This window comes from Pseudoxanthomonas sp. LjRoot206, from assembly GCF_056175725.1.
The window spans coordinates 588,755-602,790 of the sequence record NZ_JBGFFI010000001.1; the positions used below are offsets into that span (position 1 = coordinate 588,755).

The 14,036-nt window shown below is 66.3% G+C and carries 11 protein-coding genes and 1 tRNA gene; 10 read left to right on the plus strand and 2 right to left on the minus strand.

What is annotated here, in order from left to right; all coding sequences use genetic code 11:
- Nucleotides 1–20: 20 nt before the first annotated feature.
- From AC04MD_RS02995 to AC04MD_RS03030, 8 genes are all read left to right on the plus strand, one after another.
- Nucleotides 21–1,340, plus strand: coding sequence for an acetylglutamate kinase (locus AC04MD_RS02995; RefSeq protein WP_475495834.1), 1,320 nt, complete (start codon nt 21–23; stop codon nt 1,338–1,340).
- A gap of 1 nt (nt 1,341) precedes the next feature.
- Nucleotides 1,342–1,965, plus strand: coding sequence for a GNAT family N-acetyltransferase (locus AC04MD_RS03000; protein ID WP_475495835.1), 624 nt, complete (start codon nt 1,342–1,344; stop codon nt 1,963–1,965).
- The gene (gene argC, locus AC04MD_RS03005) at nt 1,962–2,924 is read left to right on the plus strand and encodes an N-acetyl-gamma-glutamyl-phosphate reductase (RefSeq protein ID WP_475495836.1); all 963 of its coding nucleotides are present in this window, start codon (nt 1,962–1,964) and stop codon (nt 2,922–2,924) included. The genes AC04MD_RS03000 and argC overlap by 4 nt, the downstream gene beginning before the upstream one ends.
- Nucleotides 2,921–4,213, plus strand: coding sequence for an argininosuccinate lyase (gene argH / locus AC04MD_RS03010; RefSeq protein WP_475495837.1), 1,293 nt, complete (start codon nt 2,921–2,923; stop codon nt 4,211–4,213). Before argC ends, argH begins: the two co-directional genes overlap by 4 nt.
- Nucleotides 4,214–4,227: 14 nt before the next feature.
- On the plus strand, nt 4,228–4,467 hold the full coding sequence (locus tag AC04MD_RS03015) for a YciI family protein (protein ID WP_475495838.1): 240 nt from the start codon (nt 4,228–4,230) through the stop codon (nt 4,465–4,467).
- Nucleotides 4,468–4,476: 9 nt separating this feature from the next.
- Nucleotides 4,477–5,625 carry a glutamate 5-kinase gene (gene proB, locus AC04MD_RS03020; protein WP_475495839.1) on the plus strand — a complete coding sequence of 383 codons (1,149 nt, stop codon included), beginning with the start codon at nt 4,477–4,479 and terminating at the stop codon, nt 5,623–5,625.
- A gap of 225 nt (nt 5,626–5,850) precedes the next feature.
- The gene (locus tag AC04MD_RS03025; protein ID WP_475495840.1) at nt 5,851–7,113 is read left to right on the plus strand and encodes a glutamate-5-semialdehyde dehydrogenase; all 1,263 of its coding nucleotides are present in this window, start codon (nt 5,851–5,853) and stop codon (nt 7,111–7,113) included.
- A gap of 75 nt (nt 7,114–7,188) precedes the next feature.
- Nucleotides 7,189–7,764, plus strand: a complete 576-nt coding sequence (locus AC04MD_RS03030) for a hypothetical protein (RefSeq protein WP_475495841.1) — start codon at nt 7,189–7,191, stop codon at nt 7,762–7,764.
- 303 nt (nt 7,765–8,067) lie between these two features.
- Here AC04MD_RS03030 and AC04MD_RS03035 read toward each other — a convergent pair.
- A tRNA-Pro gene (locus tag AC04MD_RS03035) sits at nt 8,068–8,144 on the minus strand.
- A gap of 149 nt (nt 8,145–8,293) precedes the next feature.
- On the opposite strand from AC04MD_RS03035, the gene hisS reads away from it, so the two are divergent.
- Entirely contained in the window at nt 8,294–9,676 is a 1,383-nt protein-coding gene (gene hisS, locus AC04MD_RS03040; RefSeq protein WP_475495842.1) for a histidine--tRNA ligase, read from the plus strand.
- 1 nt (nt 9,677) lies between these two features.
- Nucleotides 9,678–11,567, plus strand: coding sequence for an HAL/PAL/TAL family ammonia-lyase (locus tag AC04MD_RS03045; RefSeq protein WP_475495843.1), 1,890 nt, complete (start codon nt 9,678–9,680; stop codon nt 11,565–11,567).
- A 444-nt stretch (nt 11,568–12,011) separates the two neighbouring features.
- Here AC04MD_RS03045 and AC04MD_RS03050 read toward each other — a convergent pair whose 3' ends face one another.
- Nucleotides 12,012–13,835, minus strand: coding sequence for a sensor domain-containing diguanylate cyclase (locus AC04MD_RS03050; protein ID WP_475495844.1), 1,824 nt, complete (start codon nt 13,833–13,835; stop codon nt 12,012–12,014).
- Between the last annotated feature and the right edge of the window lie 201 nt (nt 13,836–14,036).

Here is a 14,036-nt window from a genome sequence, read left to right on the forward strand (position 1 = left end):
AAAACGACAACAAGAACGCGATGGAATCGAACAAGCAAACCCGCCAGACCATCATCCGCCTGCTGTCCAGCATGGGCAGCGCGAAGGAGATATCGCAGTACGTCAAGCGCTTCTCGCAGCTGGACGCCAAGCGCTTCGCCGTGGTCAAGGTCGGCGGCGCGGTGCTGCGCGACGACCTGGAGGCGCTGACCTCGTCGCTGACCTTCCTGCAGGAAGTCGGCCTGACACCGATCGTCGTGCACGGTGCCGGTCCGCAGCTGGACGAGGAGATGACGGCCGCCGGCATCACCAAGCAGACCGTCAACGGCCTGCGCGTGACCACGCCGGACGTGCTCGCCATCGTGCGCAAGGTGTTCCTGCAGCAGAATTTGGCGTTGGTCGAAGCCCTGCAGCAGCTGGGTGCGCGCGCCACGTCGATCGTCTCCGGCGTGTTCGAGGCCGAGTACAAGGACCAGGCCACCTACGGGCTGGTCGGCGACGTCACCCGCATCAACCAGTCACCGATCGAGGCCAGCCTGAAGGCTGGCTCCATCCCGGTGATCGCCAGCATGGGCGAAACCATCGGCGGGCAGATCCTCAACATCAACGCCGACTTTGCCGCCAACGAACTGGTGCAGGTGCTGCAGCCGTACAAGATCATCTTCCTGACCGGTACCGGCGGCCTGCTGGACGCGGAAGGGCGGGTGATCGACTCGATCAACCTGTCCACCGAATACGACGAACTGATGGCGCAGCCGTGGATCAACGGCGGCATGCGGGTGAAGATCGAACAGATCAAGGATTTGCTGGACCGTCTGCCGCTGACCTCGTCGGTCTCCATCACCAAGCCCGCCGAGCTGGCCAAGGAACTGTTCACCCATCGCGGCTCCGGCACGCTGGTGCGCCGTGGCGAACGCGTGCTGCGCTTCGGGAACGGCTGGGACGGCGTGGATCTCCCGCGCCTGAAGACGCTGATCGAATCCAGCTTCGGTCGCACGCTGCTGCCGGACTACTTCGAACGCACCGTGCCGTACCGCGTCTACATCAGCGAGAACTACCGCACCGCGCTGATCCTGACGCAGGAAGAAGGCTTCGCGTACCTCGACAAGTTCGCGGTGCTGGACGACGCGCAGGGCGAGGGCCTGGGCCGCGCGGTCTGGCACGTGATGCGCGAGGAGAATCCGCAGCTGTTCTGGCGCTCGCGCCACAACAACCAGGTCAACATCTTCTACTACGCCGAATCCGACGGCTGCTACAAGCAGGAGAAGTGGAAGGTGTTCTGGTACGGCATCGAGGATTTCGGCGATATCGAACGCTGCGTGGCGCATTGCCGCACGCGGCTGCCGACGCTGAAGGACTGACATGGCAGCCGACGTGCTTCCAGCTGCCTGGCAGCAGGTTCCGGTCCTGACGGGCCGCCACGTGCGCCTGGAACCGATGTCGCGCCATCACGTCGATGGCCTGCGCGCGGCATTGGCCGGCGACGCCTTGGCGGCGTTGTGGTTCACCAGCGTGCCGAAGGCCGATGACGCGGCGAGCTACGTCGATGCGGTGCTGGCGGCGCAGGCCGAGAGCCGCGTCCTGCCCTTCGTGGTGTGCGATGCGGGCGGCCGTGTCGTCGGCAGCACGCGCTACTACGGGCTGGAAGCCGACGTCCCCAAGCTGAGCATCGGGTACACCTGGTATGCCCCCGACGTGCAGCGCACCGGCTTCAACACCGAAGCCAAGCTGCTGCTGCTCACGCACGCGTTCGAAACGCTGGGCTGCATCAGCGTGGTGTTCGAGACCAGCTGGTTCAACCAGCGCTCGCGTGCGGCCATCGCCCGCCTGGGCGCCAAGCAGGACGGCGTGCTGCGCAACCACAAGCGCCACGCCGATGGATCGCCGCGCGATACCGTCGTTTTCTCCATCATCGACAGCGAATGGCCTGCGGTGAAACGCACCCTGCAGGACAAGCTGGCGCAGCACGAACAGGATTCCCCATGAGCAGCAAGAAGACCGTCGGCATCGTCGGCGCCCGTGGCCATACCGGCGCGGAACTGATCCGCCTGATCGCTCGCCATCCGCAACTGACGTTGGCCTTCGTCTCCTCGCGCGAGCTCGCGGGCCAGAAGGTCAGCGACCATATTGCCGAGTTCGCTGGTGACCTGCGCTACGAGAACCTGAGCCACGACCAGGTCGGCGGCAAGGGCGCGGATGCGGTGATCCTGGCGTTGCCGAACGGCAAGGCCGCCGAGCTGGTCGCCGCCATTGATGCGCAGGCGCCCGATACCGTCGTGGTCGACCTGTCGGCGGACTACCGCTTCGACGAACACTGGTACTACGGCCTGCCCGAACTGACCCGGCAGAAGTACGCCGGCGAGAAGCGCATCAGCAACCCCGGCTGCTACGCCACCGCCATGCAACTGGCGATCGCGCCGCTGCGCGACCGGCTGGCAGGGCCGCCGCAGTGCTTCGGCGTGTCCGGCTATTCCGGCGCGGGCACGTCGCCGTCGGACAAGAACAACACAGAGCTGCTGCGCGACAACCTGATGCCGTACGCGCTGACCGACCACATGCACGAGCGCGAGGTCAGCCGGCAGCTCGGCGTGCCGGTCGAGTTCATGCCGCACGTGGCGCCGCATTTCCGCGGCATCACCATGACGGTCAACCTGTGGCTGCAGCAGGCGATGAAGCTCGACGAGGTCCGCGCGCTGTACCGCGAGCGCTATGCGGCCGAGCCGTTGATCCGCATCCTCGACGAAGCGCCGTGGGTCAGCCGCATCGCTGGCCGGCACGGCGTGGAGATCGGCGGGTTCACCCTGGCGCCCGGCGGCAAGCGCCTGGTCGTGGTCGCCACGCTGGACAATCTGCTCAAGGGCGCGGCGACGCAGGCGATGCAGAACCTCAACCAGGCGTTCGGCTTCGACGAGCTGGACAGCATTCCGCAGGAGACGAAGGCATGAGCGACCTGTTGTGGCAGAAGCCCGGCGTGGCGGTGGACGCGGAGATCCAGCGTTTCCTCGCCGGCGACGACGTGGTGCTCGACCGCGAATTCTTCCTGCACGACATCCAGGCCAGCGCCGCGCATGCCGAAGGCCTGCAGCGCGCCGGCATCCTGTCGGGCGATGAACTGGCAGGGCTGAAGCGCGAGTTGGCGACGCTGGCCGAGGATTTCCGCCGCGGCGACTTCGTGCTGGACGAACGCTTCGAGGACGGCCACTCCGCCATCGAGGCGCGGCTGACCGAGCGGCTGGGCGATGCCGGCCGCAAGATCCATACCGGCCGCAGCCGCAACGACCAGATCCTGGTCGCCACCCGTCTGTGGCTGAAGGAGAAGCTGGCGCGCGTGGCCGTGCTGTCGCGCGAGATCGCCAAGGTCGCGCTCGATCGCGCGCAGGCCGAGCGCGACCTGCCCATTCCCGGCTACACGCATATCCAGCGGGCGGTGGTGTCGTCGGCCGGTATGTGGTGGGCGGGCTGGGCCGAAGCCTTCATCGACAACACCACGCGCGCGCGCGACACGCTGCGGCTGGTCGACGCCAACCCGCTGGGCACCGCCGCCGGCTACGGCGTCAACCTCAAGCTGGATCGCGAGCACACCACCGCCGCGCTCGGCTTCGCGCGCATGCAGGTCAGTCCGATCTACGCGCAGCTGTCGCGCGGCAAGTTCGAACTGGCCGCGCTGGAAGCGCTGGGCGGTGCCACGCTGGACCTGCGCCGCATCGCCTGGGACCTGTCGCTGTTCACCAGCGCCGAGTTCGGCTTCGTGGCGCTGCCGGCGCAGTACACCACCGGCAGTTCGATCATGCCGAACAAGCGCAACCCCGACGTCATCGAGCTGATGCGCGCGACCCATGCCAGCGTCTCGGCGGCACGGTCCGAGATCGAGCATCTGCTATCGCTGCCTTCCGGGTACCACCGCGACCTGCAGGCCAGCAAGGGCGCCATCTTCCACGGCTTCGGTCGCGGACTGCCGGCGCTGCAACTGCTGCCGGCGCTGCTGGCCAACCTGGAGTGGCGCGAAGACCGCCTGCGTGCCGCGATCGATTCCGGCATGTACGCCACCGATGTCGCGGTCGAAGCGGCTGTGGCGGGCGTGCCGTTCCGCGAGGCCTACAAGGCCGCTGCGGCATCGGCCGACAGTGCAGGGCAGGGGCGCACGCCGGAGGGCAGCTTGGCCGCGCGCGTGTCGCCCGGTGCGGCCGCCGACCTGCGGCTGGACGAACTGCTCGCCCGCTGGGACGCGCTGTGATCCGATACCTCGTCATGGCAATGCGCCGTCCCTCGTTCGACAATGCGGTGATCGCGCCGCATCTCGCGTTCCTCGACGAACTGCGCGCCGCCGGCCAGTTGGAGATGACCGGCGGTTTCAGCGACAGGAGCGGCGGCGCCTACGTGCTGGTCAACGTCGCCTCGCTGGACGAGGCGAAGGCGATCGCCGCACGCGATCCCCTGGCGCTGACCGGCACGTCAGACCTGACGGTTTACGAATGGAACACCCGCTGAGCTGATCCGATGACCCACGCCACGCCGCCGCCGTTCTCCGAACACCCGTTGCCGGCCTGGCGTCGCGCCGTGCTCAAGGTGGGCAGCAGCCTGCTGGCGGCGGAAGGCGAGGGACTCAGCGCACGCCATGCGCTGAACCTGGCGCAGTTCGTGTCGTCCAGCATCGCCGCTGGTCGCGAGGTCGTGATCGTGTCGTCCGGTGCGGTGGCCGCGGGTCGCGGGCTGCTGCACCGCAAGCCGCAGACCGGTGTGGCGATGGCCGAACGGCAGGCGCTGGCGGCGCTGGGGCAGGCGCAGCTGATCGCGCTGTGGCAGCGCTTCTTCGACCGTCCCGTGGCGCAGGTACTGCTGACCCACGACGACCTGCGCAACCGCCGTCGCTACCTCAATGCGCGCGCCACGCTGCAGGAGCTGCTGGCGCTGGGCGCCTTGCCGGTGGTCAACGAGAACGACACCGTCTCCGTCGACGAACTCAAGCTCGGCGACAACGACAACCTCGCCGCGGTGGTCGCCGCGCTGATCGACGCGGACGCGCTGTTCATCGCCACCGACATCGACGGCTTCTACACCGCCAACCCGCGCACGCACGCCGATGCGCAGCCGATCCTCGACGTGGAAGCGCTGACGCCGGCGTTCTTCGCGATGGCCGGTGGTGCCGGCAGCGGCGTCGGCACCGGCGGTATGCACACCAAGCTGGAGGCGGCCGCCAAGGCGGCAGCGGCCGGCATCGAGACCTTCCTGTTCAACGGCACGCAGGCGGCGACGCTGTCGGCGCTGTCGCGCGGCGCGCTACTCGGCACGCGGTTCCGCCCGGCGCAGAACCGGCTGGCGGCGCGCAAGTACTGGCTGCGCAACGTGCCGGTGGAGGCCGGGGCGATCGTGGTCGATGCCGGTGCGGCGAATGCGATGGGGCAGAAGGGCGCCTCGCTGCTGCCGGGCGGCGTGGCCACGGCCGAGGGCGATTTCCGCCGCGGCGACATGGTCGAGCTGGTGCTGCGCGACGAAGCCGGCGACCACCGCATCGCGCGCGGTGTCAGCCAGTACTCGGCGGTCGATATCCGCCGCATCGCGCGCCGCCATTCGCGCGAGATCGAAGCCATCCTCGGTTACACCTACGGCGAGAACGTCGTCCATCGCGATGACCTCGTCCTGCTGTGATGCCGTTGCTGCACGCATTACACGCGATGCACGAATCGCACAGGTCGCAAACATCGCCCGTAGTGCCCTTATCCCCCGCATCACCCGCATCACCCGCATTTTGTAGGAGCGCCCTCGGGCGCGATGCCCCTGCTCGGGATTCCAGATCCAAGAGCATCGCGCCCGAGGGCGCTCCTACAAAGAAGAGAGATGGATTGCATGATCGATACTGAGCCAGGAGATCGCATGACCGACATCAAGACGTTGGCGCTGGAATGCCGCGACGTGGCGACCGCCATCGCGGGCCTGCCGACGGAGGCGAAGAACGCGCTGCTGCGCGCGATGGCCGATGCGCTGCTGGCCGATGAGGCCGCCATCCTGGCTGCCAATGCGCGCGACCTTGAGGCGGCATCGGCGAAGGGCATTGGCAGCGCCATGCTGGACCGCCTGCGGCTGGATGCGTCCCGCCTGCAGTGCATCGCCGCGGCCGTGCGCGAAGTTGCCGAGTTGCCGGACCCGGTCGGGCAGGTGACGCGCGCCTACGACCGGCCCAATGGCATTCACGTGGAGCGCGTGCGCGTGCCGCTCGGCGTGATCGCGATGATCTACGAGGCGCGACCGAACGTTACCGCGGACGCGGCGGCGCTGTGCCTGAAGGCCGGCAATGCGGTGATCCTGCGCGGTGGGTCGGAGGCCATCCATTCGAACACCGCCATCGCGGCAGCGCTGAAGCGTGCATTGCGCGAGTCCGGTCTGCCGGAGGCGGTGCTGACGCTGGTCGAGGACCTGCGCCGCGAGACCATCCTGGAGCTGATCCAGCTCAGCGACGTGATCGACTTGGTGATCCCGCGCGGCGGCGAGGGGTTGATACGCTTCGTCGCCGAACATGCCCGCGTGCCGGTGATCAAGCACTACAAGGGCGTCTGTCATCAGTACGTCGATGTCGGTGCGGACGAAGACTTGGCACTGGCCCTGCTGCTGGACGGCAAGGTGTCGCGCCCGTCTGCATGCAACTCACTGGATACGCTGCTGGTCCATCGCGATATCGCGCCGACGTTCCTGCCGCGTGCGGCCGAGGCGCTACGTGCGCGGGGTGTCGAGGTGCGGGCGGATGCGGAAGCTGGGGCGCTGATGCCGGGCGCGGTCGCCGCGACGGACGAGGATTTTGCCGCCGAGTTTCTCGATCTGGTGATTGCGGTCGGTGTGGTGGACGATCTGGGCGCCGCCATCGCGCATATCCGCCGCTATACGTCGGACCATACCGAGGTCATCGTCACCCGCGATCCCGTCCATGCAGAGAAGTTTCTCAACGCGTTGCGGTCAGCCGTGGTGATGGTCAATGCTTCGTCACGGTTCTCGGATGGTGGCGAACTGGGTTTGGGCGCTGAGATCGGTATCTCGACCACGCGACTGCATTCGTACGGCCCGATGGGGCTCGAGGCGCTGACGGTGGAGCGGTTCGTTGTGCGAGGGGAAGGTCAGGTTCGGCATCCGAATTTATTGGGCTGAAATCTGGCGAGTCCGGATGTTAGGGCAGGCAGTTCATCCCGTCCTAGACTCCACAGTCGGCAAATGGAGATGACGATGCCTGCGTACTACCTGATTTCGACCAGTGGTTCCGACAGAAAGTGGGGCGGCAAGGAGCTTCTTAGAGATGTCATCGTTGATGTCGACGGTGTTGAGGTTAGAAACGAAGTTGCATTCGGAAAGAGTTCTTTTGGGCAGACCTGTTTCGGAGAGTTCCTAAGGACTGGGAATGTCTCGCCGGTTCAGTTTGTTTTTACGGCGCGAATACTGGTGATCTCCGATGTGGTACGTAAGTTCGAAAGCAGCGATATTGAATCGATGGAGTTCATTGAACGGTCGACTGGCAGAGATTTTCGAATTTTCCGGCCGAAACTCGCGGTTGACGCGACCGATTTCTCTAGATCCAACATTGATCCATGGCCAGATCACGCCGTTCTGCGGCCATGGCACGATCCGAGAGGCAGAATGTTTCTCCGTCCCGCAATTGATTGGGGAAAGATTCCGCTAGGCACGGATGCATTCCGTTTGGCCGATTGGCCAGGAGTGTCAAACATCGTTGTCTCGGATGTGTATAAGCGCCGTATTGAGGATGTCATCGAGGATGGGTACATCTCGTTTGAGCAGATGGGCTAGTGCATGGGTTGGGTGGCCGAAGTGAAACCCCAACATCAAAATGCTGGACCTCTCCTCTGTTGGGGTTTGCAAGCTCATCCCAGCCTATGGCCTACCACAGCGGCGGTAGGGATACGTCGAGTTGCGGTGAGGGAGGGATTCGAAACTCAAGCCGCGTGGGCGATTCGCTTGGGGTGCCGGAAATAGGAATCGAACCGTGCCTCGCACGACCATCGCCTGCGCGGCGATTCGTGGAATGTCTGCACCTTGCAGGCATGAAAAAACCGCCACTAGGGCGGTTTCGTCGTAACACTCTGAATCTATTGGTCGGGGAGACAGGATTCGAACCTGCGACCTCTACGTCCCGAACGTAGCGCTCTACCAGACTGAGCTACACCCCGACTGAGCGCGAAATTATAGGTGGGCGGCCCGGCCCGGGCAAGCCCCCGACAGCATCCTCCAACGAAAGTTAGGCCAACAGGCTGGGAAAGGCTGCGGCGGATACGCCAACGAAAGTAAAATGGCCCGTTCACGAAAGCCGGAGTCTCCCTTGATCAAGCCCCGTACCCCGCCTGGCGTCATGGAGCTGCTCCCGCGCGAGCAGATCGCCTTCCAGCGCATGCTGGACACCATCCGCCGGAACTACGAGCGCTTCGGCTTCCTGCCCGTCGAAACCCCCGTCTTCGAACTGTCCGAGACCCTGCTGACCAAGTCCGGCGGCGAGACCGAGCGCCAGGTCTACTTCGTCCAGTCCACCGGCGCCCTGGCCAAGGAAGGCGAAGGCCTGCCCGAGCTGGCCCTGCGTTTCGACCTGACCGTGCCGCTGGCCCGCTACGTGGCCGAGCACGAACACGAACTGACCTTCCCGTTCCGCCGCTACCAGATCCAGCGCGTCTACCGCGGCGAGCGCCAGCAGCGCGGCCGCTTCCGCGAGTTCTACCAGTGCGACATCGACGTGATCGGCAAGGACGCGCTGAGCGTGCGCTTCGATGCCGAGATCCTGGCGGTGATCCACGCGGTCTTCAGTGAGCTGGGTATCGGCGCGTTCACCATCCAGCTGAACAACCGCAAGCTGATGCGCGGCTTCTTCGAAGCGCAGGGCGTCACTGACGGCGAACAGCAGGCGCTGGTGCTGCGCGAAGTCGACAAGCTGGACAAGCGTGGCGCCGACTACGTGCGCGAGACGCTGACCGGCGAAGGGTTCGGCATGTCGGCCGACGGCGTCGACCGCATCCTCGATTTCGTCGCCGTGCGCAGCACTGGTCATGCCGACGCGCTGGCGAAGCTCGACGCGCTGGGTCAGGGCAGCGAGACCTTTAACCAGGGCATCGCCGAACTGCGCGAAGTGCTGGAGCTGGTCAAGGCGCTGGGCGTCCCCGAAGACGCCTACTGCCTGAACTTCTCCATCGCCCGTGGCCTGGACTACTACACCGGCACCGTCTACGAGACCCAGCTGGACGGCTACCCGCAGATCGGCTCGATTTGCTCCGGCGGCCGCTACGAAGACCTCGCCAGCCACTACACCAAGTCCAAGCTGCCCGGCGTGGGCATCTCCATCGGCCTGACCCGCCTGTTCTGGCAGCTGCGCGAGGCCGGCCTGATCGCCGGCAGCGACGAGAGCAGCGTGCAGGCGATGGTCGCCCTGATGGACGATGGCCAGCTGGCGGGGTCTCTGGACATCGCGCGCCGCCTGCGCGCGGCCGGCATCAACACCGAAGTGCAGATGGAAAGCCGCAAGCTGGCCAAGCAGTTCCAGTACGCCTCGCGTGCCGGCATCCGCTTCGTGGTGTTGGCGGGCGAGGACGAACTCGCCCGCGGCGTGGTGACGGTCAAGGACCTGCAGCGCGAGCAGCAGTTCGAAGTGACGCGCGAGGAACTGGCCAGCAGCCTGAAGGTGGAGCTGGAACAGGCGCGCGCATTGGCGGGGCGCTGACATGAAACCGATCCTGCTGGATGGCAAATCGCTGACCCGTGACCGGCTGGTCGAGATCGCCTTCGGCGCCAGCGTCGAGCTGGACAAGGGCGCGCTGAAGGACGTCGCCCGTGCGGCCGACTTCCTGGCCGAACAGGTCCGTCGCGAAGAGCCGATCTACGGCGTGTCCACCGGCTTCGGCAGCAACGCCGACAAGCTGCTCGGCGCGCATCCGCTGCGCGACGAACTGCCGGGCGCGACGAAGTCCGGGCGTTCGCTGCACGAGGAGCTGCAGTACAACCTGATCGTCACCCATGCCGTGTGCGTCGGTGAGCCGATGGCGCCGGAGATCGTCCGCGCCATGCTCGGCATCCGCATCAACACGCTGCTGAAGGGTCACTCCGGCATCCGTGTCGAGACGCTGCAGGCGCTGGCGGCCATGCTCAATGCCGGCATCGTGCCGGTGGTGCCGTCGCTGGGCTCGGTTGGCGCCTCGGGTGACCTGGCGCCGCTGTCGCACCTGGCCATCGTGCTGCTGGGCGGTGGCGAAGCGTTCTATGAGGGCGAGCGCATCACGGGCGCCGACGCGCTGAAGCGTGCCGGCTTGTCGCCCGTCGCGCTGTCGTACAAGGAAGGCCTGGCGCTCAACAACGGCACGGCACAGATGCTGGCGATGGGCGTGCTGGCCACCTACCGGCTGGATCAGTTGCTGGACACCGCCGACCTCGCCGCCGCGATGACCATCGACGCCTTCGCGGGCCGTCTGGGCGCGTTCGCCGAGGAAGTGCATGCGCTGCGCCCGCATCCGGGCCAGGTGCACGTCGCCGCGCGCCTGCGCGAGCTGCTCGACGGCTCGACGCTGGCCGACATCCCGTACCACCTGGTGCCGAAGTTCCGCCCGTGGCTGCCGCGCAGCTGGGACACCGCCGAGGCGCAGGCACTGCGCTTCGACATCGGGTGGGACTGGGTGCCGGCCGACCAGCGCCATGGTCGCGAGAAGTTCTACGGCCGCTTCATGCCGTTCCGCGGCGGCAAGAAGCACCAGCCGCAGGACAGTTACTCGCTGCGCTGCATCCCGCAGGTGCACGGCGCCGTGCGCGACGCGGTCGAGCAGGCCCGGCGCGTGCTGGAGATCGAACTCAACGCGGTCACCGACAATCCATTGGTGTTCCCCGACAAGCAGGCCGAGCACGTCGAGGAGCAGGTGATCTCGGCCGGCCACTTCCACGGCATGCCGCTGGCGCTGGCGATGAGCTACGTGAAGGCCGCCATCCCGACGCTGGCGTCCATCTCCGAGCGCCGCCTCAACAAGCTGGTCGACCCGTCCACCAACGACGGCCTGCCGGCGTTCCTGATCGGCAACGAGGACGGTACCGAGTCGGGCCACATGATCGTGCAGTACTCGGCGGCCGCCATCGTCAACGACCTCGCCAGCCGCGCGCATCCGGCCAGCGTATTTTCGGTGCCGACCAGCGCGAATGCGGAAGACCATGTGTCGATGGGTGCCAACGAAGCCCGCCACGTGCTGGCGATGGTGCAGGACCTGGGCAAGGTGCTGGCGCTGGAGCTGTACACGGCCGCGCAGGCGCTCGACCTGCGCCGCGACATGATCAATGCGGCGCGTGCGCTGTCGGATCGCACGGATGCGGAAGGCCTCGCCGCGAAGGTATCCGGTGGCCCGTCGGCAGGTGTGGAAGGGCGCGACGCGTTCCTGGCCGAAGTCGATGCGCTGCGGAAGGCGCTGGCGTCCAGCGAGGCATTCCATCCGGGCCATGCGGTCGCGGCCGCACATGCGGCGATCCGCGCGAAGATTCCGTTCCTGGACCGCGACCGCGCACTGGATGGCGAAGTCGCCACCGCCGTGCGGCTGGTGGAATCAGGCGAGATCCTCGCTGCTGTCCGGAGCCGATGAGGCCCCGAAGCAAGTGTAGGAGCGACTGAGGTCGCGTCAGGTATCCGAGCCATGATCAGGATCGTCAAATACCTTCTTGTGGGCATCGAAGACTTGCTTGGCCTCGCACTTCTAGGAATGGCGGCGGCCGCGCTTGTGGAGACCCTGTGGCCATCGCCTGAAACGACAGATCCTGTTGGCGCTGTCGGATACGTGTTCTCTGCACTTGCTCTAGCAGCGTCCTCACTGTTCTTCGTTGCGGCAAACAATCTTCTGAGAACCAAGACTGTTCGACCGCGCCTCCACCTGGCGCGGTGGCCTGCACGATGCTCATTCCTCTATTTGGATTTTCCCTTTGGCCCAGCTGACCATTCATTCAAGCCGAGCCCGTTTCATGGATCGGCTTGATCGAGGAAATAGCGGGAAAGCTCGCGACTTACGTCGCTCCCGCCACAGCAGAAGCCTCTACAACGTCCGCACGCAATCCCGCCCTTCGGCCTTGGCGGCATACAGCGCCTGATCCGCCACCTGCAGCGCCGACTCCAGGCTGTCGCGTGCCTCCAGATCGACGCAGTGCACGCCGATGCTGGCGGACACGGCGATCTCCAGCTCGCCGCTGCGGCACGGCTGCGCGCGCAAGGCCTGGCGCAGTTCCTCGGCCACCACGCTGGCTTCGCCCAGGCCCATGCCGGGCAGGGCGGCAATGAACTCCTCGCCACCGAACCGCGCCAGCAGCGCGCCATGCGGCCGCAGCGTCTCGGCCAGGGTGTTGGACGTGCAGCGCAGGCAGTCGTCGCCGACCAGGTGTCCGTAGGTGTCGTTGATGCGCTTGAAGTGGTCCAGGTCGATCATCAGCAGCGAGATCGGCCGCTGCGAGTTGCGCGACTGCGAGAGCAGGTGTTCGAAGGCTTCGCGGAAATGCGTGCGGTTGTAGAGATCGGTCAGGCCGTCGAGGCGGCTGGATTCGCGCAGCCGATGGTGGGCGGTCTGCAGCTCCGACATCGCCTGCCGCAGCTCGCCGGTGCGGACGACGATCTGCTCCTCCAACAGGTTCTTCGCATCGCGCACGATGCGTTCGTTCTCGTTGCGCAGGGCGGCGTAGCGGTAACCCAGTGCCACCGACAACAGCAGCATTTCCAGCGCCGAGCCGATCTGCACGCCGTACTCGGTGATGAAGGTCTTCGGCAGCAGGCCGAACGCCAACGCGACGAAGATGCCGGTACCCAGCAGGAACATCGCCCACGCCAGCAGGAACACCTTGGCGGGCCGGTAGCCGGTGCGCACCACCATCAGCGTGATCACCGCGATCCACACGATGCTGGGGAACACGGCCGCCGAGGCGATCGGCGTGGCCACGTGGTAGGGCAGCTGCGTGGCGGCGATGCCGAGCAACACGAAGAACGCGATGATGCCCTTGCTGATGCGGTCGCCCACTCGCCATCGCGTGTTGAGGTCCAGGAACGTACGCGCGAACTGCTGCATGCCGATCTGCGCCAGGCAGACCGAGAGCGGCACGGATTTGTCCGCCAGCCAGGTGGAATGCGGCCACAGGTATTCGAAGCCCAGGCCGTTGAGGGTGAACAGCACCAGCCCGAACGCGCTGATGTGGAACAGGTACCAGAAGTAGCTGCCGTCGCGCAGCACCAGCCACAGCACGAGGTTGTAGAAGAACAGCGCCAGCAGGATGCCGTAGTAGATGCCGATGCCGAGCTGGCCGTCGCGCCACAGTTCGGCGAAGGCGGCGGGTGTGTAGAGGAACAGCGGTACCTGCATCGAACTCTGGCTCTGCACGCGCACCAGCAGATCGACCTCTTCGCCGGTCGGCAGGTCGAGCCAGAAGTTGGGGTGGCGGTAGCGGATGCTGCGCTGCTCGAACGGGAAGCTGTCGCCGCCGGCGTGGTGCACGGTGCGGCCGTCCGGGTAGCGCGCATACACGTCGATGCGATCGCTGAGCGCGTACTGCTGCACCAGCAGCCAGCGCTGCTCGCGCGGGTTCTCGTTGGTCACGCGGACGTGAAACCAGAACGCGCCGGTCTGGAAGCCGAACGAGGCGTCGCCGTTGGGCAGCGGCTCGAAGCGGCCTGCGTCGAGCAGGCGGTGCGCTTCGTTCAGTGTCGTGGCGCCGCCCGCGTCGTGCAGGTAGGTGGTCTGTGGCGCGAGCGGCAGGTAGCTGGTGTCGTGCTGGATGCGGGCCGGGGTGTCGGCGGCGGCCAGCAACGGAAAGCACAGGAGCAGCAGGAGCCAGGCTGGCAGCCCGCGGCGCGTGAACAGCGAATGGCGTAACGGCATGCCCGTCCCCCCCGGGGTGCCCTGCAGGCCGTCGGTATTCCCGGTCCGGCGTTCGGGCGTCCTTGGCAGTGTACTCATCGTCCCTGTCCGCTCCAGTCCATCGCGGTCCCCCGTGCTGTCCCGTCCATACAACGCAATCCGCGGCGCTATCCAGACAGGAGACGCGTGGGGCGGGTTGACGCTACGCAGCAATGCGACTAA

Bases quoted from the DNA above. Each gene is read 5' to 3' on its own strand.
- AC04MD_RS03050 (WP_475495844.1), bottom strand. From the start codon at position 13,835: ATGCCGTTACGCCATTCGCTGTTCACGCGCCGCGGGCTGCCAGCCTGG.
- AC04MD_RS03045 (WP_475495843.1), top strand. From the start codon at position 9,678: ATGAAACCGATCCTGCTGGATGGCAAATCGCTGACCCGTGACCGGCTG.
- AC04MD_RS03000 (WP_475495835.1), top strand. From the start codon at position 1,342: ATGGCAGCCGACGTGCTTCCAGCTGCCTGGCAGCAGGTTCCGGTCCTG.
- proB (WP_475495839.1), top strand. From the start codon at position 4,477: ATGACCCACGCCACGCCGCCGCCGTTCTCCGAACACCCGTTGCCGGCC.
- AC04MD_RS03015 (WP_475495838.1), top strand. From the start codon at position 4,228: ATGGCAATGCGCCGTCCCTCGTTCGACAATGCGGTGATCGCGCCGCAT.
- argH (WP_475495837.1), top strand. From the start codon at position 2,921: ATGAGCGACCTGTTGTGGCAGAAGCCCGGCGTGGCGGTGGACGCGGAG.
- argC (WP_475495836.1), top strand. From the start codon at position 1,962: ATGAGCAGCAAGAAGACCGTCGGCATCGTCGGCGCCCGTGGCCATACC.
- AC04MD_RS02995 (WP_475495834.1), top strand. From the start codon at position 21: ATGGAATCGAACAAGCAAACCCGCCAGACCATCATCCGCCTGCTGTCC.
- AC04MD_RS03030 (WP_475495841.1), top strand. From the start codon at position 7,189: ATGCCTGCGTACTACCTGATTTCGACCAGTGGTTCCGACAGAAAGTGG.
- AC04MD_RS03025 (WP_475495840.1), top strand. From the start codon at position 5,851: ATGACCGACATCAAGACGTTGGCGCTGGAATGCCGCGACGTGGCGACC.